This window comes from Coralloluteibacterium stylophorae (assembly GCF_018122625.2).
GTDB lineage: Bacteria > Pseudomonadota > Gammaproteobacteria > Xanthomonadales > Xanthomonadaceae > Coralloluteibacterium > Coralloluteibacterium stylophorae.
This window is the reverse complement of sequence record NZ_JAGQFT020000018.1, coordinates 1-20,791: the sequence shown is the minus strand read 5'-3', so window position 1 is coordinate 20,791 and position 20,791 is coordinate 1. Positions and strand designations below refer to the sequence as shown.

The 20,791-nt window shown below is 72.0% G+C and carries 23 protein-coding genes; 12 read left to right on the top strand and 11 right to left on the bottom strand.

The genetic code is table 11. From position 1 onward, the window contains the following. Position 1: 1 nt before the first annotated feature. The 3 genes from KB893_RS17825 to KB893_RS17815 all read right to left on the bottom strand — a co-directional run bounded on the left by KB893_RS17825 (position 2) and on the right by KB893_RS17815 (position 2,448). Positions 2-250, bottom strand: coding sequence for a hypothetical protein (locus tag KB893_RS17825; RefSeq protein ID WP_211927591.1), 249 nt, complete (start codon positions 248-250; stop codon positions 2-4). Positions 251-343: 93 nt separating this feature from the next. Then, positions 344-1,681 (bottom strand): AmpG family muropeptide MFS transporter, encoded by a 1,338-nt coding sequence (locus KB893_RS17820; protein WP_213173960.1) that lies wholly within the window; start codon positions 1,679-1,681, stop codon positions 344-346. Then, entirely contained in the window at positions 1,678-2,448 is a 771-nt protein-coding gene (locus tag KB893_RS17815; protein ID WP_211927592.1) for an exodeoxyribonuclease III, read from the bottom strand. The genes KB893_RS17820 and KB893_RS17815 overlap by 4 nt, the downstream gene beginning before the upstream one ends. A gap of 133 nt (positions 2,449-2,581) precedes the next feature. On the opposite strand from KB893_RS17815, the gene pyrE reads away from it, so the two are divergent. Next, positions 2,582-3,229 carry an orotate phosphoribosyltransferase gene (pyrE, locus tag KB893_RS17810; RefSeq protein ID WP_211927593.1) on the top strand — a complete coding sequence of 216 codons (648 nt, stop codon included), beginning with the start codon at positions 2,582-2,584 and terminating at the stop codon, positions 3,227-3,229. 32 nt (positions 3,230-3,261) lie between these two features. Then, positions 3,262-3,900 (top strand): DUF4124 domain-containing protein, encoded by a 639-nt coding sequence (locus KB893_RS17805; RefSeq protein WP_213173959.1) that lies wholly within the window; start codon positions 3,262-3,264, stop codon positions 3,898-3,900. 45 nt (positions 3,901-3,945) lie between these two features. Here the strand turns inward: KB893_RS17805 and KB893_RS17800 are convergent, their stop codons facing one another. The 3 genes from KB893_RS17800 to coaBC are packed head-to-tail and all read right to left on the bottom strand — an operon-like array spanning position 3,946 to position 7,958. Beyond that, positions 3,946-6,261, bottom strand: a complete 2,316-nt coding sequence (locus KB893_RS17800) for a phosphomannomutase/phosphoglucomutase (protein WP_246505777.1) — start codon at positions 6,259-6,261, stop codon at positions 3,946-3,948. 12 nt (positions 6,262-6,273) lie between these two features. Further along, positions 6,274-6,738 (bottom strand): dUTP diphosphatase, encoded by a 465-nt coding sequence (gene dut, locus KB893_RS17795; RefSeq protein ID WP_211927413.1) that lies wholly within the window; start codon positions 6,736-6,738, stop codon positions 6,274-6,276. Then, a complete protein-coding gene (coaBC, locus tag KB893_RS17790) occupies positions 6,735-7,958 on the bottom strand; it encodes a bifunctional phosphopantothenoylcysteine decarboxylase/phosphopantothenate--cysteine ligase CoaBC (protein ID WP_338027002.1) in 1,224 nt (407 codons plus the stop codon). The genes dut and coaBC overlap by 4 nt, the downstream gene beginning before the upstream one ends. Before the next feature lie 97 nt (positions 7,959-8,055). Between coaBC and radC the strand changes: the two genes are divergently transcribed. The 5 genes from radC (at position 8,056) to KB893_RS17765 (ending at position 12,684) form a co-directional block, all read left to right on the top strand. After that, positions 8,056-8,730 carry a RadC family protein gene (gene radC / locus KB893_RS17785; RefSeq protein WP_211927412.1) on the top strand — a complete coding sequence of 225 codons (675 nt, stop codon included), beginning with the start codon at positions 8,056-8,058 and terminating at the stop codon, positions 8,728-8,730. Positions 8,731-8,938: 208 nt separating this feature from the next. Beyond that, the gene (gene argS / locus KB893_RS17780) at positions 8,939-10,627 is read left to right on the top strand and encodes an arginine--tRNA ligase (RefSeq protein WP_211927411.1); all 1,689 of its coding nucleotides are present in this window, start codon (positions 8,939-8,941) and stop codon (positions 10,625-10,627) included. Then, positions 10,627-11,322, top strand: a complete 696-nt coding sequence (locus tag KB893_RS17775) for an SPOR domain-containing protein (RefSeq protein WP_211927410.1) — start codon at positions 10,627-10,629, stop codon at positions 11,320-11,322. Before argS ends, KB893_RS17775 begins: the two co-directional genes overlap by 1 nt. Positions 11,323-11,372: 50 nt before the next feature. Next, complete coding sequence (locus KB893_RS17770; protein ID WP_211927409.1) at positions 11,373-12,125, top strand: SDR family NAD(P)-dependent oxidoreductase; 753 nt, start codon at positions 11,373-11,375, stop codon at positions 12,123-12,125. Between the two features lie 106 nt (positions 12,126-12,231). Beyond that, a complete protein-coding gene (locus KB893_RS17765; RefSeq protein WP_211927408.1) occupies positions 12,232-12,684 on the top strand; it encodes an EF-hand domain-containing protein in 453 nt (150 codons plus the stop codon). Positions 12,685-12,855: 171 nt separating this feature from the next. Here KB893_RS17765 and KB893_RS17760 read toward each other — a convergent pair whose 3' ends face one another. Next, positions 12,856-13,086: a YciI family protein gene (locus tag KB893_RS17760; RefSeq protein ID WP_377731442.1), complete on the bottom strand. Its 231-nt coding sequence runs from the start codon at positions 13,084-13,086 to the stop codon at positions 12,856-12,858. 38 nt (positions 13,087-13,124) lie between these two features. After that, positions 13,125-15,032 (bottom strand): biosynthetic arginine decarboxylase, encoded by a 1,908-nt coding sequence (speA, locus tag KB893_RS17755; RefSeq protein ID WP_213173958.1) that lies wholly within the window; start codon positions 15,030-15,032, stop codon positions 13,125-13,127. Between the two features lie 127 nt (positions 15,033-15,159). On the opposite strand from speA, the gene speE reads away from it, so the two are divergent. After that, a complete protein-coding gene (speE, locus tag KB893_RS17750) occupies positions 15,160-16,017 on the top strand; it encodes a polyamine aminopropyltransferase (protein WP_213173961.1) in 858 nt (285 codons plus the stop codon). Positions 16,018-16,093: 76 nt separating this feature from the next. On the opposite strand, the gene KB893_RS17745 is transcribed toward speE, so the two are convergent. Next, positions 16,094-16,432, bottom strand: a complete 339-nt coding sequence (locus KB893_RS17745) for a P-II family nitrogen regulator (RefSeq protein WP_211928196.1) — start codon at positions 16,430-16,432, stop codon at positions 16,094-16,096. Positions 16,433-16,648: 216 nt separating this feature from the next. Here KB893_RS17745 and ubiK point away from each other — a divergent pair, with 216 nt between their 5' ends. After that, positions 16,649-16,915, top strand: coding sequence for a ubiquinone biosynthesis accessory factor UbiK (gene ubiK / locus KB893_RS17740; RefSeq protein WP_213173957.1), 267 nt, complete (start codon positions 16,649-16,651; stop codon positions 16,913-16,915). Positions 16,916-16,971: 56 nt separating this feature from the next. Then, a complete protein-coding gene (locus KB893_RS17735; protein WP_211928108.1) occupies positions 16,972-18,492 on the top strand; it encodes a YifB family Mg chelatase-like AAA ATPase in 1,521 nt (506 codons plus the stop codon). Between the two features lie 24 nt (positions 18,493-18,516). Here KB893_RS17735 and KB893_RS17730 read toward each other — a convergent pair whose 3' ends face one another. Then, positions 18,517-19,350 (bottom strand): alpha/beta fold hydrolase, encoded by an 834-nt coding sequence (locus KB893_RS17730; RefSeq protein WP_211928107.1) that lies wholly within the window; start codon positions 19,348-19,350, stop codon positions 18,517-18,519. Positions 19,351-19,467: 117 nt separating this feature from the next. Between KB893_RS17730 and KB893_RS17725 the strand changes: the two genes are divergently transcribed. Then, complete coding sequence (locus KB893_RS17725) at positions 19,468-19,731, top strand: hypothetical protein (RefSeq protein ID WP_213173956.1); 264 nt, start codon at positions 19,468-19,470, stop codon at positions 19,729-19,731. 203 nt (positions 19,732-19,934) lie between these two features. Here the strand turns inward: KB893_RS17725 and KB893_RS18495 are convergent, their stop codons facing one another. Beyond that, positions 19,935-20,099, bottom strand: a complete 165-nt coding sequence (locus KB893_RS18495; protein ID WP_246505775.1) for a hypothetical protein — start codon at positions 20,097-20,099, stop codon at positions 19,935-19,937. A gap of 24 nt (positions 20,100-20,123) precedes the next feature. Here KB893_RS18495 and KB893_RS18850 point away from each other — a divergent pair, with 24 nt between their 5' ends. Continuing rightward, positions 20,124-20,654: a nitroreductase family protein gene (locus tag KB893_RS18850; RefSeq protein WP_377731443.1), complete on the top strand. Its 531-nt coding sequence runs from the start codon at positions 20,124-20,126 to the stop codon at positions 20,652-20,654. The last annotated feature ends 137 nt before the right edge of the window (positions 20,655-20,791 follow it).

The following is a 20,791-nucleotide window of genomic DNA, read 5'->3' as shown; positions in this document are numbered from 1 at the left end:
GTCAGCGCTCGCCGGGCAGTGCGCGCAGGGCGCGCATCGCCTCGTCGAAGGCGCGCGCCTCGGAGTCGTCCCAGGCGCCGCCGAGGCGCGCGATGTCGCCGGGCATCGGCGGCAGCGGCGCGGCCATGCCCAGCCCCTGCCGCAGCAGGTGCAGGATCACGTCGTGGATCGGCCAGTCGCGCTCGCGCGCCATCGCCTTGATGCGCTCGGCCATCTCCGGATCGATGTCGCGCAGCAGGATGTCGGCCATGGGCGCACTCCGGTGTCGTTCCCGCGCGCGACGCGCCGGGCCAGCGAAAGGTAGCGCGGCCGGCACCCGGTGCGCAGCGCGCGCCGCAGCAGCTCAGTGTGGGGGAAGCGCCGCGGCTCCCGCAGCCGGCGGCGCCTGCGACTCCGCGATCCGCGGCCACAGCCAGCCCAGCAGCAGCAGCGCAGGCACCACGGTCAGCGCGCTGGAGAGGAAGAACATGCCGTAGGACGTCGCCTCCACGATGTAGCCGGAGACACCGCCGACGAACTTGCCCGGCAGGTTCGCCAGCGACACCAGCAGCGCGTACTGGGTCGCGGTGAAGTTGCGGTCGGTGAGCGACGACATGAAGGCCACCAGCACCGTGCCGGCGAAGCCCTGGAACAGGTTGTCGGCGGTGATCGCCGCGTAGAACGCCCACAGCTCCGACGGGAACCTCGCCATCAGCAGGAAGGCGAGATTGGAGAGCGCCACGCCAACCACTGCCAGCAGCAGCATGCGCCGGAATCCGAACGCGGCCACGCCCACGCCGCCGAGGAAGGCGCCGCCGATGCCGAGCCAGATGCCGTAGAGCTTGGACACCGTCGCGATGTCGGCCTTGCTGTAGCCGGCGTCGAGATAGAACGGCCCCGCCATCACGCCGATGACCTGGTCGGGGAACTTGAACAGGCCGACGAAGGCGAGCAGCACCAAACCGAGCGCCAGGCCGTTGCGCGAGAAGAAGCTCGTGAACGGCTGCCAGAAGGCGCCGATGACGTCGATCCGCCGCTCCACCGTCGCCTCCGGCGCGACCGGCTCGCGACACACCAGCGTGGCGACGACGGGCAGCAGCATCAGGAGCGCGATGCCGAGATAGGCGGCGGTCCAGCCGCGGAATTCGGCGAGATAGAGCGCGCCGGCGCCGGCGAGGATCAGGCCGATGCGGTAGCCGAGCGTGTAGGTCGCCGCCAGTGCCGCCTGCGCCGAGGCCGGTGCGATCTCGATGCGGTAGGCGTCCACTGCGGAGTCCTGAGTGGCGCCGGCGAAGGAGCCGACCAGGACCCAGCCGACCAGGCTGCCCACGCCCAGGTCCGGCCGCACCAGCGCCAGCGCGGCGAGGCTCGCACCGACCACCAGCTGCGAGGCCAGCAGCCACGAGCGCCGGCGCCCGAGGAAGGCCGTCAGCGGGAACGCGTAGCGGTCGATGAGCGGCGCCCACAGGAACTTCAGCAGGTAGAAGAAGCTCGCCAGGCTGATCAGGCCGATGCTGCCGAGGTCGAGGCCGTCGTCGCGCAGCCGCGTCGACAGCGTCATCGACGCGATCGGCAGGAACGGCAGGCCGGAGCCGAACCCGAGCAGCAGCATCACGAAGGCCGAGGGCGTGCCGAAGGCGCGCCGGATCCCGCGCCAGCCCTTGTAGGAAACGGGAGCCGGCTCGGTGGCGCCGTCGCTCATTCCGCGTAGTCCACCGCGAACGGGGCGTGGTCGGAGAAGCGCGGGCTCGGGTGGATCGCGCAGCCGGCCAGGCGATCGCGCAGCGACGGCGTCACCAGCTGGTAGTCGATGCGCCAGCCGACGTCGTTGGCGCGCGCCGCGCCGCGCGCCGACCACCAGGTGTAGTCCTGCCCCTCGGGGTTGAGCGCGCGGTAGGCGTCGACCCAGCCGTTGTCGGCGCACAGGCCGTTGAGCCAGTCGCGCTCGGGCGGCAGGCAGCCGGAATTCTTCTGGTTCGACTTCCAGTTGCGGATGTCGAGTTCGCTGCGGACGATGTTCCAGTCGCCGCACAGGACGTAGTCGCGCCCGCTGGCGAGCCACGTGTCGAGGATCGGCCGCAGCCAGGCCATGATCTCGAACTTGTAGGCCTGCCGGACCTCGCCGGACGAGCCGGAGGGAATGTAGAACGAGACCACGCTGAGGTTGCCCCAGCGCGCCTCGATGTAGCGCCCTTCCTCGTCGAACCCGGGCCGGCCCAGCGCGGTACGCACCTCGTCCGGTTCGCGGCGGGCGTAGATCGCCACGCCGCTGTAGCCCTTCTTGGTGGTCGCGTCGCGGAAGTAGGCGGTGTAGCCGGACGGCAGGTAGTCGGGCACGCGCAGCTGGTGTTCCTGCGCCTTGGTCTCCTGCACACAGAGGACGTCGGCGTCCTGCTGCGCGAACCAGTCGAAGAAGCCCTTGCTTGCGGCCGAGCGCAGGCCGTTGGCGTTGAAGCTGATGATGCGCATGCACGGGTATGGCGTCGGAGGTGCCGGCAAGCTTACGCGCTGCACGTCGGCACACCTATCCGCGGCGCACCACCTGACGCCCGCGCCGGCAGTCGGCACAATCTTCGGCTCCCGCCGCCACCCAAGGATCCTCGTGCGCGACCATCAGCGCCGTTTCCTCGATCTCGCCCTTGCGCGCGACGTCCTGCGCTTCGGCGAGTTCACGCTCAAGTCCGGGCGCATCAGCCCCTACTTCTTCAACGCCGGGCGCTTCGACTCGGGCCTGGCGCAGGCGGTGCTGGGACGCTGCTACGCCGATGCGCTGCTGGCCTCCGGCCTCGGCTTCGACGTGCTGTTCGGCCCCGCCTACAAGGGCATCCCGCTCGCCACCGCGCTGGGCGTGGCGCTGGCGGCCGACGGCCGCGACGTGCCGCTCGCCTTCAACCGCAAGGAAGCCAAGGTGCACGGCGAGGGCGGCATGCTGATCGGCGCGCCGCTCGAGGGGCGCCGGGTGCTGATCGTCGACGACGTGATCACCGCCGGCACCGCCATCCGCGAGGCGATCGCGACCATCGCCGCGGCCGGCGGCACGCCCTGCGGCGTGCTGATCGCGCTCGACCGCCAGGAGCGCGGCCAGGCCGGGACGCGCTCCGCCGCGCAGGAAGTGACCGCCGAGTTCGGCGTGCCGGTGGTCGCGGTGGCCGGTCTCGACGCGCTGCTGGCCTACGCCGACGAGCGGCCCGAGCTCGCCGAGCACCGCGATCGCCTGCTCGCGTATCGTGCCGAGTACGGCAGCGCCTGAGCGCCATCACGTCCTACGGAGCCGGTCCATCCATGCGCACCATCGCCACCTGCATCGCCCTCGCCCTCGCTGCCGGCGCCGCGTCCGCGGCCGACCAGAAGCTCTACCGCTGGGTCGACGAGGCCGGGGAGGTGCACTACAGCGATCATCTCCCGCCCGAGGAGATCGACCGCGCGCGGCGCGAGATCAGCTTCACCAGCGGCCTGGCGGTCGGCGAGGTCGACCGTGCGCTGACCGAGGAGGAACGCACCGCGCTGGCCGCCGAGCAGGCCCGCCGCGCCGCGGAGGCCGCCAGCGAGGATGCGGTGCGCCAGCGCGACGACGTGCTGCTGGGCTCGTATCCCAGCGAGGACGACCTGCGCCGCGCCTACGACGAGCGCGCCGCGCTGCTGGCGGAGACGCTCAAGGCCACGCGCATCGGCATCGACGCGCAGCGCCAGAGCCTCAACAGCCTGCTCGGCCACGCCGCCGACCTGGAGCTGGCCGGCAAGCCGGTGAACGTCAAGACCCTGGAATCGCTGCGCGCGCAGCGCGAGCAGCTCGACCAGCAGCTCGCGGCCCTGCACGACCGCGAGACCGAACAGGCCGCGCTCGATCTCGAGTACCGCGACACCGTCGCGCGCTACCGCGAGCTGCGCGACGGCGCCGCGCAGGCCTCCTCCGACAGCTGACACGGCACGCCGGCACGGCCTCCGGCGCGATCCGCGCCGAAGGCCTCAGAACGGCAGCGCCAGCTCCGGGTCCAGCGCGTGGATCTGCTCCGCGAACGCGGACTGGATCCGCTCCAGCGCCGCGGCGTCGGCGGCGTCGAACCGCAGCACCAGCACCGGCATGGTGTTGGAAGCGCGGATCAGCCCGAACCCGTCCGGCCAGTCGGCGCGCACGCCGTCGATGGTCGACACCCGCGCACCTTCGAACGCCGCCTGCTCGCGGAAGCGTTCGATGAAGGCGTGGTTGGCGCCTTCCGGCGTCTCGACCTTGATCTCCGGCGTGGCCACGCGCTGCGGCAGCTCGTCGAACAGCGCCTCGGCCGCACGGTCCTGCGCGGCGATGATCTCCAGCAGGCGCGCCGCCGCGTAGATGCCGTCGTCGAAGCCGTACCAGCGTTCCTTGAAGAAGAAGTGGCCGCTCATCTCGCCGGCGAGCTCGGCGCCGGTCTCGCGCATCTTGGCCTTGACCAGCGAATGCCCGGTCTTCCACATCAGCGGGCTGCCGCCGCTGCGCAGGATGTGGCCGCTCAGCACGCCGCTGCACTTGACGTCGTAGATCACCGCGGCGCCGGGGTTGCGCTCGAGCACGTCGGCGGCGAACAGCATCAGCAGGTGGTCGGGATAGACGATGTCGCCGCGCCGGGTGACCACGCCGAGGCGGTCGCCGTCGCCGTCGAAGGCGATGCCGAGGTCGGCGTCCTGCAGCTTCACGTTCTCGATCAGGTCGGCGAGGTTGGCCGGGTCGCTCGGATCGGGATGATGGTGCGGAAAGCTGCCGTCGACCTCGCAGTACAGCGGCTCCACCTCGGCACCGATCGCCTCCAGCACGCGCGGGGCGATCGCCCCGGCCACGCCGCTGCCGGCATCGACCACTACCCGCAGCGGCCGCTCCAGCAGCACGTCGCCGGCGATGCGGTTGAGGTAGTCGTCGGCGACGTTGCGGAACTGCAGCCCGCCCTGGGTCTCGGCGGTATGCAGGGCGTCGCCGGCGATCCGCGCGTGGAGGTCGGCGATGGCCTCGCCGGCCAGGGTCTCGGCGCCGAGCACGATCTTGAAGCCGTTGTAGTCGGGCGGGTTGTGGCTGCCGGTGACGGCCACCGCGGAGCCGGTGCGCAGGTGGTAGGCGGCGAAGTAGGCCACCGGCGTCGGCGCCTGGCCGATATCGATGACGTCGCGCCCGGCCAGGCGCAGGCCCTCGATCAGCGCGTCGGACAGCGACGGGCTGGAGCTGCGCCCGTCACGGCCGACCACGATCTCGCGCAGGCCCTGCTCCTGCATCACCGTGCCGATCGCCTGGCCGATCTGGCGGGCGATGCCGGCATCCAGGCTGCGCCCGATCACGCCGCGGATGTCGTAGGCGCGGAAGATGCCCGGATCCAGCGCCACCAGGCCGCGCGACACCGGACGCTCGGGCCGCGCCCCCGGCGCCGCCGGCTTCGCATCGGCGCCGGTCGGCTCCTGCGCGAGCGCCTCCGCGAGCGTCGGCGAGGCGACTTCGCGGCGGGCGCCGCGGCGTCGTGCGACCTTGCGGCGGCCGACCAGGAGGGCGATGCCCGCCAGCGCCAGCGCGCCGGCGAGCACGAACTCCGGCAGCCGGCCCAGGCCGAGATAGCCGCTCACCGCGGCCGGCGCCGCGGCCGCGACCCGCAGCCCGGTCTCGCCCACCGGCGCCGCGGCGCTCTCGGCGTAGGCGGCCAGCCCGGCATCGCCGGCCGTCCGCACGGTGAAGGCGCGCTGGCGCAGCGCCAGGTACCCGTTGCCCGGCACGGTCGCGGGGAACTCCAGCGTCGCGAGCGGCAGGCGGACATACGCCAGCGCCCGCACCGCGCCCTCGGCGAGCAGCGGGCCGGCGAGCGCGAACTGCAGGTCGGCGCCATCCTTCACCACCGCCGCCCGCAGGCCGTTGTCGGCCAGCGCCGCTTCCAGCAGCGCCAGCTTGCTGAAGCCGAAGGTGGCCGGGTCGGAATAGGCGACCGACAGGTCGGGCGACAGCATCTCGACGTCGGCATCGGGCCAGTCGCGGGCGAAGGCGATGCCGGCGGCATCGCGGTCGTCCCCGGCGAGCGAGGCGGCCACGGCCGCGCGTTCGGCATGCTCGGCGAAGCGGGCGCGCTCGGCCTCGATCCGCGCGGCCAGCGCCTGCACGGCGCGATCGCGCGCGGCGTGCACCTGCTCCGCCTTGCGCTCGGCGGTGCCCTGCTGCCAGCCGTCGAGCGCGAACACCACCGCCAGCCCCAGCGCGATCACCGCGAACAGCGGCAACAGGCGATCCATCGCACCACCCAGCGAGGCGAACATCGCCCGCACGTCCGTCCCGCTCATCGACTCTCCCCGTTAGCGCACGCCGGTGTGGCCGAAGCCGCCTTCGCCGCGCGCGCTGCCCTCGAACGATTCCACGACGCGGAACGCCGCGCGCGCCACAGGCAGCAGCACCAGCTGCGCGATCCTGTCCCCTGGCGCGATCGTAAACGGCGTATCGCTGCGGTTCCAGACGCTCACCATCAGCGGGCCCTGGTAGTCGGCATCGATCAGCCCGACCAGGTTGCCGAGCACGATCCCGTGCTTATGGCCGAGCCCGGAGCGCGGCAGGATGGTGGCGCAGAGCGCCGGGTCGCCGATGTGGATGGCCAGCCCGGTCGGCAGCAGCGCGGTCGCGCCTGCGGCGAGCTCGTATTCGGCCTCCGGCATCGCGCGCAGGTCCAGGCCGGCCGACTGCGCGGTGGCGTAGTCGGGCAGCGGGAAGTCGCGGCCGAGGCGCGGGTCCAGCACCTTGAGGTCGATGCGATGGGCGCTGCTCATGGCGCCGCCCCCAGGCGTTCGGCCAGCAGGGCCAGCAGGCGGCGGGCCACCACCGGCTTGGGCGCGCGCGCGATCTCGGTCTCGCCCTCGGGCCAGAACACGTGCAGCGCGTTGTGCTCGCCCTCGAAGGCGCTGTCGCCACCACCGACGAGGTTCGCGGCGATCAGGTCCACCTGCTTGGCGTAGAGCTTGCCGCGTGCATAGGCGGCGAGGTCGTGGGTCTCGGCGGCGAAGCCCACCACCAGCCGCGGCCGCGGCGCGCGCTGCGCGACCTCGGCGAGGATGTCGGGCGTGCGCGCGAGCTCCAGGGTCAGGGTCGGGCTCGACTTCTTGAGCTTGTGGTCGGCGCCCTGCGTCGGCGCGTAGTCGGCCACCGCGGCCGCACCGACGTAGAGGTCGGCTCCCTCGCCGACCGCCTCCAGCACCGCCGCGCGCATCTGCGCGGCCGAACGCACGTCGACGCGGGTCACGCCCGCCGGCGTCGGCAGCTGCACCGGACCTGCGACCAGCACCACCTCGGCGCCCATCGCGTGCGCGGCCGCGGCCAGGGCGAAGCCCATCTTCCCGGAGCTGCGGTTGCCCAGGTAGCGCACCGGGTCGATGTCCTCGTAGGTCGGGCCGGCGCTGACCACGACCCTGCGGCCGGACAGCAGCGGCGGATCGTCCCGGCCCGCCGTCGCGGCCTGCGCCAGCGCGGCGACGATCGCCGGCGGCTCCATCAGCCGCCCGGGCCCGAACTCGCCGCAGGCCTGGCTGCCGTCGTCGGGGCCGAGGACGGCGACGCCGCGCCCGCGCAGCAGGCCGACGTTGGCCTGCGTGGCCGGATGCAGCCACATGCGGTTGTTCATCGCCGGCACCACCGCGATCGGCGCGACCGTCGCCAGGCACAGGGTGGTGACCAGATCGTCGGCGAGGCCGTGGGCCAGGCGCGCGATCAGGTCGGCCGTCGCCGGCGCCACCACGACCCGGGTCGCCCAGCGCGCCAGTTCGATGTGGCCCATGGCCGCCTCGGCCTGCGCGTCCCACAGGGTCGTGCGCACCGGCCGTCCCGAGAGCGCCTGGAAGGTCGCCGCGCCGACGAAGTGCTGCGCCCCGTCGGTCATCGCCACCTGGACCTCGGCGCCCGCCTCCTGCAGGCGACGGACCAGGTCCGCGGACTTGTAGGCGGCGATCCCGCCGCCCACGCACAGCAGCACGCGCGCGTTCTCGAGGGCACTCACGTACGACGGATTCCTAGGTACCGGAGGGCGGCCAGCTTACTCCAGCCGCGCGCCACTCCCGCCGCCGCCGCGGGTGACCGCGCCGACACTCGTGGCCATGCACATCCACGAATGGCCGGCGGACGAGCGTCCGCGGGAGAAGCTCCTGGCGCGCGGCAGCGGTGCGCTGTCGGACGCCGAGCTGCTGGCGATCTTCCTCGGCTCCGGCCTGCGCGGGGAGGATGCCGTCGCCACCGCGCGCCGCCTGCTCGGCGCGCACGGTCCGCTGCGCGCCCTGCTCGACCTGCCGCCGAAGGCGCTGGCGCGCCTGCCCGGGCTCGGCCCGGCCCGCGCCTGCGCGCTCGCCGCCGCACTGGAGCTGGGCACCCGGCACCTGGCCGCCGCCCTGGAGCGCGGCGAGGCGATCGGCGATCCGCAGCGCGCCGGCGACTACTTCGCCCGGCGCCTGCGCGGCCTCGGCCACGAGGTCTTCGCAGTGCTCTACCTCGACACCCGGCACCGGGTGGTCGCGTTCGAGGAGCTGTTCCGCGGCACGATCGACGGCGCCGAGGTGCATGCGCGCGAGGTGGTCCGGCAGGCCCTGGCCCACAACGCCGCCGCCGTCATCCTCGGCCACAACCACCCGAGCGGGAGCCCGGAGCCCTCGGCCGCCGACCGCGCGGTGACCGCGCGCCTGAAATCGGCGCTGGCCCTGGTCGAGGTGCGCCTGCTCGACCACTTCGTCGTCGGCGACGGCCCGCCCTGCTCGCTCGCCGCGCGCGGGTGGGTCTGACCCGGACAAAAAAAGAAGGCCGGCGCAGCGGCCGGCCTTGTGTTCTCACCGCCGACCCGGCGGTGGAACCGACTCCTGGAGAGAGTGTCGCGACGAAGCGACGGGGCCAGTATCGCCAGGCGGTGTGGCGACGGCGTGACAGCCGCGGCGTCCGAGCGCCCGAGGCGCTAGAATGCGCGGTCCCGCTTCGAATCCCGGACCCACCCACGTGAAGCCCCTTCTGCGCGACATGCTGGTCGCCGCGCTGGACCGTCTGCGTGCCGATGGCACTGTCCCCGCCGATCTCGCTACGCCTGCCTTCGTGGTCGAGCGCACGCGCTCGCGCGAGCACGGCGACTACGCCGCCAACCTCGCGATGATGCTGGCCAAGCCGGCGCGGCAGAAGCCGCGCGACCTCGCCGAGAAGCTGGTCGCGGCGCTGCCGGCCTCGGAGCGGGTGGCGAAGGTCGAGGTCGCCGGCCCGGGCTTCATCAACATCCACCTGGCTGCGGAAGCCTGGCACGCCGAGGTCCGCCGCATCCATGCCGAGGGCGAGGGCTACGGCCGCAGCGGCCTGGGCGGCGGCGAGACGGTCGGCATCGAGTACGTCTCGGCCAACCCGACCGGTCCGCTGCACGTCGGCCACGGCCGCGCCGCCGCGATCGGCGACTCGCTGGCGCGTCTGCTCGACGCCGCGGGCTGGAAGGTGGTGCGCGAGTACTACTACAACGATGCCGGCGCGCAGATCGACAACCTCGCGCTGTCGGTGCAGGCGCGGGCGAAGGGCCTGGGGCCGGACGACGCCGGCTGGCCGGCCGACGGCTACCGCGGCGACTACATCAGGGACGTCGCGCGCGCCTTCCTCGCCGGCGAGACGGTCGAGGCCGACGGCCGCGAGGTCACCGGCTCCGGCGACGCCGACGACCTCGACGGCATCCGCCGCTTCGCGGTGGCGGTGCTGCGCAACGAGCAGACCGCCGACCTCGCCGCCTTCGGCGTCGGCTTCGACGTGTACTACCTCGAGTCCTCGCTCTACACCGACGGCCGTGTCGAGAGGACCGTGGCCGAACTCGTCGCCTCCGGCCACACCTACGAGGACGGTGGTGCGCTGTGGCTGCGCTCGACGGACTTCGGCGACGACAAGGACCGCGTGATGCGCAAGTCCGACGGCAGCTACACCTACTTCCTGCCGGACGTCGCCTACCACCAGACCAAGTGGGAACGCGGCTACACCCGCGCCATCACCGAGCTCGGCGCCGACCACCACGGCTCGCTGGCGCGCGTGCGCGCCGGCCTGCAGGCGCTGGACGTCGGCATTCCCAAGGGCTGGCCCGAGTACGTGCTGCACCAGATGGTCACGGTGATGCGCGGCGGCGAGGAGGTGAAGCTGTCCAAGCGCGCCGGCAGCTACGTCACCCTGCGCGACCTGATCGACGAGGCCGGCCGCGACGCCACCCGCTATTTCCTGATCGCGCGCAAGGCCGACTCGCAGCTCACCTTCGACATCGACCTCGCCCGCTCGCAGACCAACGACAACCCGGTCTACTACATCCAGTACGCGCACGCGCGGGTGTGCAGCGTGCTGCGTCAGGCGGACGAACGCGGCATCGCGCTGGACGTCGGGCACGGCCTTTCGCAGCTGGCGAAGCTGGACTCGGCCGAGGAACAGGCGCTGATGATCGAACTCTCGCGCTACCCGGAGCTCGTCGAGAGCGCGGCGCAGGCGCTGGAGCCGCATGCGGTCGCGACCTGGCTGCGCGATCTGGCCAATGCCTTCCACACCTGGTACCACGCCGGCCAGTTCCTGGTCGACGACGCGGCGGTGCGCGACGCCCGCATCGCGCTGGCGCTGGCCACGCGCCAGGTGATCCGCAACGGGCTGGACCTGCTGGGCGTGAGCGCCCCGGAGAGGATGTGATGGCGGCACGCCGAGGCAAATCCCAGGCGCGACGCAGTGGCGGCGGCGGTGGCGGCGGTGTGCCCGGCTGGCTGCTGCTGGTCGGCGGCGTCCTGATCGGGCTGGCGATCGCGGTGGTGGTGATGACCCGCTTCGGCGGCGAGCAGCCCGGCGGCCCGCGCCCGAACCCCGCGGCGCAGGCGCCGCGGGCGGACGCAGGCGACGAGGCGCCGGTCGCGCAGGACGCGCCGCGCAAGCCACGCTACGACTTCTATACGGTGCTGGCCGAGCGCGAGGTCGTGGTGCCGGACGCCGAGATCGAGGCCCAGCGCAAGGCCGAGGCGGAGGCCGCGGCGCGCGCCGAGGCCGAGCGCAGGGCGGCGGCGCAGCGCCTTGCGGAGGCGGAAGCCGAGGTCACCGGCCCCGCCGCCACGCTGGCCCCCGCAGCGCAGCAGGCGCCCGCCGCGACGCCGGCGGCCGCCGAACAGTCCTACGTGATCCAGGCCGGCGCCTTCCGCTCGCAGAGCGAGGCGGAGACGCTCAAGGCGCGCATCGCGCTGCTCGGCGTCAGCGCGCGCGTCGAGCAGGCCACCATCAACGGCGACACCGTCTACCGCGTCCGCACCGGCCCCTATTCCAGCGCCGCCGCGCTGGCCGGGGCGAAGTCGACGCTCGAGAACGGAGGCGTGCCCGCGGTCGCGGTGCGCGCACGCTGACCGGCGCCGGAGCCCACGGCGCCTCCCCATCCGAGCAAGGGAGTTCGCAGATGTCCAAGACCGTCCTGATCACCGGCGCCACCTCGGGCTTCGGCGCCGCCGCGGTCCACCGCTTCGCCGGCGCCGGCTGGAAGGTGGTCGCCACCGGCCGCCGCGGCGAACGCCTGCAGCCGCTGGTCGATGCGTTCGGCCCCGAGCGCGTGCATGCGGCCGCGTTCGACGTGCGCGACCCGGTGGCGATGAACGCCGCGCTCGAGGCGCTGCCGGAGGGCTTCGCCGCGGTCGACGTGCTGATCAACAACGCCGGGCTGGCGCTCGGCACGGCGCCGGCGCAGCGCGCCGACCTCGCCCAGTGGCAGACGATGATCGACACCAACGTCACCGCGCTGGCGACGCTGACGCACCTGCTGCTGCCGGCGCTGATCGAGCGCCGCGGCGCGATCATCAACATCAGCTCGATCGCCGGCAGCTATCCCTACCCGGGCGGCAACGTCTACGGCGGGACCAAGGCCTTCGTCACCCAGTTCTCGCTGGGCCTGCGCTCGGACCTCGCCGGCACCGGCGTGCGCGTGACCTCGGTCGAGCCCGGCATGGCCGAGACCGAGTTCACCCTGGTGCGCACCGGCGGCGACCAGGCCGCGTCCGACACGCTCTACCGCGGGGCCACCCCGATGACCGCCGAGGACATCGCCGAGACCCTGTTCTGGATCGCGAGCCTGCCGCCGCACCTCAACGTCAACCGCATCGAGCTGATGCCGGTCAGCCAGTCCTTCGCCGGCTTCCAGGTCGCCCGCGCGCCGTAGGCCACACCGCGCGGGGTGCGCAGGACGGGAAGCCGTACTCCGTCCTACACTCGCAAGGCGCAGGACGCGCCTGTACCCTAGACCCGACCAGGAAAAGGAGTTTCCGATGCCACGCCATGCCCTCGCTCCCGCTGTCCTCATCCTGCTGCTCTGGAATGCGGACGCAGCCGCGGCCAGCCCGCAGATCGAAGAGATCTTCGCCGAGCAGGACACGAACCGCGACGGCTTCATCGACCGGGACGAAGCAGGCGCCGCCGCGACCGCCTCGTTCCGCAGGCTCGACGTCGATGGCGACGACGCACTGGTCATCGGGGAACTCGACCCCTGGATCACCCAGGGGAGCCCGGGAAAAGCGGGTTACCCGCCGGATCTCCATCTCAGGATGCGGGAGATGACGATGAGCCTCTGGGATGGGGACAGGAGCGGACGGATCACGCCGAGCGAGATCCGCGAGGCCTGGCTCAACGGCATGCACCCCATCGACTTCGACAGGGACAACAGGCTCTCCCGGGAGGAAATGACGAGGTTCCACAGCGGCGTGCTTGCCCCTGCGCGCTGAACGCGCGCGCACCGCGCACCGCACCATCTCCACGGCCGCCACGTTGGGCGCGCAGCGGGGCGGTCGGGAGGCAGGATCGCGTTGGGCGGGAAGCGGCCCGCCGCACCTGCCTCCGGCGGCCTGAAACCCCTCCCACAGGTCGCGGCCGAAGCCGTTCCTACGCCTCCGCGTTCAGCGCAGCAGCCATTCGTGCACGGTGAGGATCGAGGCGCTCTCGGTGTGCAGCGGGTCGCGATGGGCGATGGCGGTGGCCTCGGCGAGGTCGCCGGCGCGCAGGAGGTAGGCGCCGCCGCTGCCGTCGGCGAACGGGCCGGTGCCGGCCAGCCGCCCCTCGGCCTCGAGCGCATCCAGGAAGGCGCGGTGCCGCGGCCCCACCGCCGCGTCGAATCCCGGGCTGCGCATCGCCAGCACCAGGAAGTGCCGGCCCGACAGCCGCACGCTCACGCCTGCGGCTCGTCGGCGAGGTAGGTGTAGCCGGTCAGACCGGCTTCCAGCGCGGCCTCGAACGCACCCGCGGTCGCGCTGTCGAGGCCGGCGGCGGCGATCTTGTCGCGGTAGGCCGTGCGCAGCGCCCCGAGGTCGTAGCCGACGTAGTCGAGCATCACGTCCGAGGTGTCGCCGCGCCGCGAGCGCGCCAGCGCGTAGCCGTCGTCGGTCAGGCGCACGTTGACGCTGTCGGTGTCGCCGAACAGGTTGTGGATGTCGCCCAGCGTGTCCTGGTAGGCGCCGACCAGGAACAGGCCGATGCGGTAGCTCTCGCCCGGGTTCGGCGCGTGCAGCGCCATCGAGGTGTCGAGGTCGCCGTCGTCGACGTAGTCGTCGATGCGGCCGTCGGAATCGCAGGTGAGGTCGGCGATGACGCCGCGGCGGGTCGGCGCCTCGTCCAGGCGCGCGATCGGCGCGATCGGGAACACCTGGTCGATCGCCCACACGTCCGGCACCGATTCGAACACCGAGAAATTGACGAAGTACTTGTCGACCAGGCGCTCGTTGAGTTCGTCGAGCACGCTGCGGTGGCTCTTCTCCTCGCTCCTGAGCCGCGCACGCACGCCGTGGGCGATGGCGTAGAAGAGGTCGTCGATGCGCGCGCGCTGGACCAGGTCCAGCTGGCCGTGCGCGTAGAGCGTCTGCCCTTCCGCGAGGTGGTGCTGCGCCTCGTGGAAGAGTTCGACGGCCGGCCGCCCATCGAGCTCGGCATGCAGCTCGCGCAGGTGGCGCAGCACGGCGGGCTCGTCCTCCGCGGATGGCGGCACCGCGCCCTCGGGCGCGCGTTCCACCTCGCTGACGTTGGCGATCAGCACCGCGTGGTGCGCGGTCATCGCGCGCCCGCACTCGGTGACGATGCGCGGCGGCGCCAGCCCGTGCTCGGCGCAGGCCTCGGCCAGCGGCTGCACGATGTTGCCGGCGTACTGGTCGATCCCGTAGTTGATCGAGCAGAAGCTGCGCGAGCGCGTGCCTTCGTAGTCGACGCCGAGGCCGCCGCCGACATCCATGTAGCGGATCGGGAAGCCCAGGCCGGAGACCTCGATGAAGTAGCGCACCGCCTCGCGCATGCCGCTGGCGATGTCGCGCACGTTGGAGATCTGCGAGCCCATGTGGAAATGCAGCAGCTGCAGGGCATCCACCAGGCCGGCCTCGCGCAGGCGCTCGGTGAGGTCGACCAGCTGCCGCGGCGAGAGCCCGAACTTGGCCTTGTCGCCGCCGGAGTTCTGCCACTTGCCGGCACCGAGCGAGGCCAGGCGCATGCGCACGCCGAGCAGCGGCGCGACGCCCAGCGCCTTCGACTCGTCGATGACCAGCGCCAGCTCCGACGGCTTCTCGATCACGATGCACACGTCGATGCCGAGGCGGCGGCCGATCAGCGCCAGGCGGATGTATTCGCGGTCCTTGTAGCCGTTGCACACCACCAGCGAACCCGGCGCGGCAAGCGCCAGCACCGCCATCAGCTCCGGCTTGGAGCCGGCCTCGAGGCCGAAGCCGACGTCGCCGGCGACGCGGTTGCCCTGGCCGAAGGCGGCGAGCTCGCCGGCCACCGCGCGGTGCTGGTTGACCTTGATCGGGAACACCGCGGTGTAGCCGCCGGCGTAGTCCCAGTCGGCCATCGCCCGCGCGAAGGCCTGCTGCAGGCGCCCGAGGCGGTCGCCGAGCACGTCGGAGAAACGCGCGAGCAGCGGCAGCTTGAGCCCTTCGGCCTGGGCGCGCTCGACCACCTCGGCCAGGGCGATGGCCGGGCCGGCCTCGCCGCGCGGGCGCACCAGCATGCGGCCGTCGTCGCCGACGTCGAAATAGCCTTCCGACCAGTGCGGGATCGAATAGGTCTGGCGGGCGCGGTCGATCGACCAGGACATGGGCGCTTCCGGGGCACGAAACGGGAGGGCGCGCATTGTAGACCCCGCCGGCGCGACCGCCGCGTCGAGCGGGCGGGGCCGCGCGCGTCCGCTACAATCCGCGCCCGTCCCCATGCCCCGGAGCGCCCTGCACATGTCCGACACCTGGTTCCGCGAGGACTTCGAGCACACCGGCTCGTCCATCGGCTTCCGCCTCACCCGCAAGCTCGACCAGGTGCAGTCGCCGTTCCAGAAGATCGAGATCTACGAGACCACCGACTGGGGCAACCTGATGGTGATCGACGGCGCGGTGATGCTGACCACGCGCGACAACTTCCTCTACCACGAGATGATGTCGCACCCGGCGCTGTTCACCCATCCGGCTCCGGAATCGGTGGTGATCATCGGCGGCGGCGACTGCGGCACGCTGCGCGAGGTGCTCAGGCACCCGGGCGTGCGCCGGGCGGTGCAGTGCGACATCGACGAGCAGGTCACGCGCATGGCCGAGAAGTACTTCCCGGAGCTGTGCGAGTCCAACGGCGATGCGCGCGCCGAGCTGCTGTTCGACGACGGCATCGCCTACATGAAGAACTGCGCGGCCGGCAGCCTGGACGTGGTGATCGTCGATTCCACCGACCCGGTGGGCCCGGCGGAAGGCCTGTTCAACCGCGCCTTCTACGAAAGCTGCCTGAAGGCGCTGAAGCCGGGCGGCATCCTCGTGCAGCAGTCGGAATCGCCGCTGGCGCTGGTCGAGCTGATGAAGGACATGCGCCAGGCCATGCGCGACGCCGGCTTCGGCGCGATGAAGACCCTGCCGTTCCCGCAGCCCTGCTATCCGACCGGCTGGTGGAGCTGCACGCTGGCGCGCAAGGGCGAGGAAGGCTTCGACACGTTCCGCAGCGACGACGCCGCGGCGCGGCCGTTCGCGACCAGGTACTACACCGCCGACGTGCACCGCGGCGCGCTGGCGACGCCGCCCTACCTCGCCGAGGCGCTGGGCGACTGAGGCGCCCGGGTCCAGCCTCCTGAAGAGGAACGCCCCGCTCCGGCGGCGCGTTCCTTCTCGCGGAACGCCGCCGCGTCTAGAGGGCGTCGGCGTCCACCTCGCCGGTGCGGATGCGCACCGCGCGCCCGAGTTCGTAGACGAAGATCTTGCCGTCGCCGACCTTGCCGGTGTTGGCCGCCTGCATGATCGCCTCGGTCACCCGCTCGGCCTGGTCGTCGGTGACCGCGACCTCGAGCTTGATCTTGGGCAGGAAGTCGACGACGTATTCGGCGCCGCGGTAGAGCTCGGTATGGCCCTTCTGCCGCCCGAACCCCTTCACCTCGGTCACGGTGACGCCGTTGATGCCGATCTCCGACAGCGCCTCGCGCACGTCGTCGAGCTTGAACGGCTTGATCACGGCCATGACCATCTTCATCGCATCGTCTCCTGCGGCTCCACGCGGCGCAGCGGCGCGCCGGACGTGCAGTATGACGGGCGCACGGCGCGGATTGCATGCCGTCGGCGGCGCGTGCTCGAATTCCCCTCCCACGCCGCGCGGTGCGAATTGTCCTACCCGCGACGCCGGATCCCGCGGACGCAGCGTCGGCACCGCCCTCGCCATGCTGTCCGCCGCGCCCTCGGAGACCCGCGCATGATCGACCTGAAGTCCATCGACGAACTGGCCCGCCGCCTCAGCGACGCGGTGCCTCCGGGCCTGCGCGAGGCCGGCGACGGCCTGCAGCAGAACTTCAAAGCCACCCTCCAGGCCGGGCTGGCGAAGCTCGACCTGGTGACCCGGGAGGAGTTCGAGGTGCAGCGCGCGGTCCTGCTGCGCACGCGCGAGAAGCTCGACGCGCTGGAAGCCAGCGTCGCCGAACTCGAGGCGCGACTGGCCGACACCGGCGCGCCGCGCCACTGATCCACGCGTGAGCCGGGCGCGCCAGGACGGCGCGCCGAGTACGGAGAGGGAATTCCATGAGCCTTGCGCTGGTGCACAGCCGCGCGCGCTGCGGGGTGCAGGCGCCCGCGGTGCGGGTCGAGGTCCACCTTGCGGGTGGGCTGCCCAACCTGTCGATCGTCGGCCTGCCCGAGGCCGCGGTGCGCGAGAGCAAGGACCGCGTGCGCGCGGCCATCCAGTGCGCGCAGCTGGAATTTCCGGCGCGGCGCATCACCGTCAACCTCGCTCCGGCCGACCTGCCCAAGGACGGCGGACGCTTCGACCTGCCGATCGCCCTCGGCATCCTCGCCGCCAGCGGCCAGCTCCCCAACGAGGCGCTGCGCGAGCTGGAGTTCGCCGGCGAGCTGGCCCTCACCGGCGAGCTGCGCCCGGTCGACGGCATCCTTCCCGCGACGCTTGCCGCCACCGCGGAAGGGCGCGGGCTGGTGCTGCCGGCGGCGAACGCGGCCGAGGCCGCACTGGTCGGCGAGGCGCGCGTGTTCGGTGCGCGCACCCTGCTCGAGGTCTGCGGGCACCTCGCCGGACGCCGCCCGCTGGCGCAGGCGCTGGCGGATCCGGCCGCCACGTGGGCGCCCGGCGAGGGCGCTCCTGACCTCGCCGACGTGCGCGGCCAGGCGCATGCGCGGCGCGCGCTGGAGATCGCCGCGGCCGGCGGCCACCATCTCCTGCTGATCGGTCCACCGGGCTGCGGCAAGACCCTGCTCGCCTCGCGCCTGCCCGGGATCCTTCCCGAGGCGACCGAGGCCGAGGCGCTGGAGACCGCCGCGGTCGCCTCCGTCAGCGGCCGCGGGCTGGATGTCGCGCACTGGCGCCGGCGCCCCTTCCGTGCGCCGCACCACACCGCGAGCGCGGTGGCCCTGGTCGGCGGCGGGGCGCAGCCGCGGCCCGGCGAGATCTCGCTGGCGCACAACGGCGTGCTGTTCCTCGACGAACTGGCCGAATGGGAGCGGCGCACGCTGGAAGTGCTGCGCGAGCCGCTGGAGTCGGGCGTGGTGACCATTTCGCGCGCGGCGCGGCAGTCGGAGTTCCCGGCGCGCTTCCAGCTGGTGGCGGCGATGAACCCCTGCCCCTGCGGCTACGCCGGCGACGCCTCGGGCCGCTGCCGCTGCAGCCCCGAACAGACCGCGCGCTACCGGGCGCGCCTGTCCGGTCCGCTGCTCGACCGCATCGACCTGCATGTCGAGGTTCCGCGCCTGGCGCCGGGCGAACTGCGCGGCGACGCCCCCCCGGGCGAGGATTCCGCCACGGTGCGCAGGCGCGTGCTGCACGCGCGGGCGCGACAGCACGCGCGCAGCGGCAAGCCGAACGCCCGCCTCGGCCAGCGCGAGACGGAACTGGCCTGCCCGCTCACCGCAGCCGACCACGCCCTGCTGGAGCGCGCGATGGAAGCGCTGCAGCTCTCGGCGCGCGCCACCCACCGCATCCTGCGCATCGCCCGCACCATCGCCGACCTCGCCGGCGCCGAGGCCATCGACACCACGCATCTGGCCGAGGCGATCGGCTATCGGCGCATGGACCGCGGCGGCGGCGCGCGCTGAGGACGGAGAAGGGCCCGGTCCGGCCTAGCCGCCGGGTGCGACGATGCGGCGGTCGAGCCAGGCGAGCAGGTCGTCGATCACCTGGCGCCGCGCCGGCTCGGCCTCGTTGTAGATCTCGTGGTAGAGCTCCGGATACTCGTGCACCGTCAGGCGCGCCGCGGGCGCGGCGGCGGCGAACGCGCGTGCGCCGGCGGGATCCACCAGACGGTCGGCGCCGGCGACCTGCAGCAGCGTCGGCACCGGGAGCCCCGGCGCGGCCGCGATCACCCCCGGGCCGGCGCGAAAGATGAAGTCGGCCAGGCGCGCGCTGATGCGGTCGTGGTTGAGCGGGTCCTCGGCGTATTCGGGCGCGGCCTGCGGCGCGTGCGACAGCCAGTCCAGCGGCAGTCCATTGCTGAGGGTGAGCCCGGGCCATGAGCGCGCCGCCACCGTCGCCAGCACGCGTTGCGCGCGGGTTGCATGCGAGGCCAGCGCCGGCGCCGACAGCACCAGGCCGCGCGGCCGCAGCCCGCCAGCGCAGACCGCGTACGCGGCCACGAGGCCGCCCATGCTGTGCCCGAGCAGGAACGGCAGGCCGTCCCCCTCCTCCCGGTAGCGCGCGAAGACGCCGGCCAGGTCGCGCACCAGCGCATCGCCGCATCGGCCCAGGCGGCCGCGTCCGCCCTCCGAGCGCCCATGCCCGCGCTGGTCGTAGCCACGCACGGCGATGCCTGCGGCGGCCAGCTCGCGCGCCAGGCGGTCATAGCGCCCGCTGTGCTCGCCCAGGCCGTGCACCAGCAGCAGGCGCGCCCGCGGCCGCGCCGCGGGCCAGTCGCGCAGGTGCAGGGTGAGGCCGTCTTCGGTTCGCTGCTTCCTCATTGAAGCGCCTGTAGTAGGGTCCCGATCGAGCTAATTTTCCCATCGCTCACATCAACAGCGGCGCGGCATCTTCCAAAACGGCTCCTGCTGATGTATTGAAGCCCGCATGGCTCGGGCATGGCGCTCGACAGTCAACTGGAGGAAATAATGGACTACCACTGCCAAGTGTCACTGCTACAGCGTCTATCCGAAAGCGAGCAGATCCGTGCTGCCATTCGTAGCAACCCGGTAGCGGCATTGTCTTCCTTGGGTGTTGATGTTCAGGCCCGTGACGTTCCCGAAACCGTTAATCTACCCGCCCCAGGTGAAATGCGGCGCGCGTTAAGATCCGTCGACCGGGACAACGTTGCGCCGATGGTCGTCATGCTTCTTCATAAATGACCGCGCTCGGCTCCATGGTCAGAGTTCGGAGGCGCCGGGTTTGCCACTTCATCATCGACGACGAGGTCGCCGTCAATGTCGTAGCCCTTCTGCGGGGCAGCATCGAATTCAGTACGACGCCGCAGTGCGCGTTGCTGTGTCCGGTGACAGGCATGCGGATCCCGCTAGATGCACGTGAGTTAGCCTTCATTACGGAGATCAGTTCATCCGAATGGCATCACATTGATGATCAAGCTGAGTGCAGCAATGTTGATGTCAACATGGTCAGGTCGCTCGCCGAGCGAGGAGCGGTGATAAGTGATCTCGACACACCGCTGGCAGGCAAGCTGAGGAAGGGCGAAGAGCGACTTCACGATGTAGGATGGCATCCGCAAGCTGCCATCTTCCACGCGATGACCCAGTGGCGCGGACAACGTGGAGATGAAGCCGCGCGTGACCATAGCGATGAAGCACACTCAGCGCGACTCACAGAACAAGTGGAAGAGCGCGGCCTCCCCCCAGATCATTTTCCAAAGCTCCCTCACGATCGTCGTAGATGCTATCTACCCGCACCGAATCCGGACGCCTCACTCCGCTCACTCCTGCACGCCCGACGCACCACCCGGCACTTCAGGCGCGATACCTTCCTTCCACAGGATGCGGTCGCCACGGTACTGCATGCGACGTTTGGCGCCCTTGGCATCAAGGAATTCGCGCCAGGCGTTAGTGCACTGCGTCGCAGTAGCCCTTCCGGGGGTGGACTGCATCCGATAGAGGCGTTCGTTCTAGCGCTTGGAGTAGAAGAGCTCGGGGCAGGCTCTACCACTACGAAGCGGATACCGGAACGCTGGCGCTACACACGGCGCTTGAACCCAAAGACGCTCGAATGCTTGCCAGCGAGCTCACCATCGGCCAAGACTACTTCGCAGATGCGTCGCTACTAGCGTTTCACGTGGTGAAGCGTCCTCGTTCTTTCGAGTCAGCCAGAACTAGAGGCAGTGGGTGAGTGTGCCATCGCGAAGCGAACCGGCGGAAGGCCGCCGAGGGCGCGATGCGGGCGGGTGTGGTTGTAGCGGTGCCG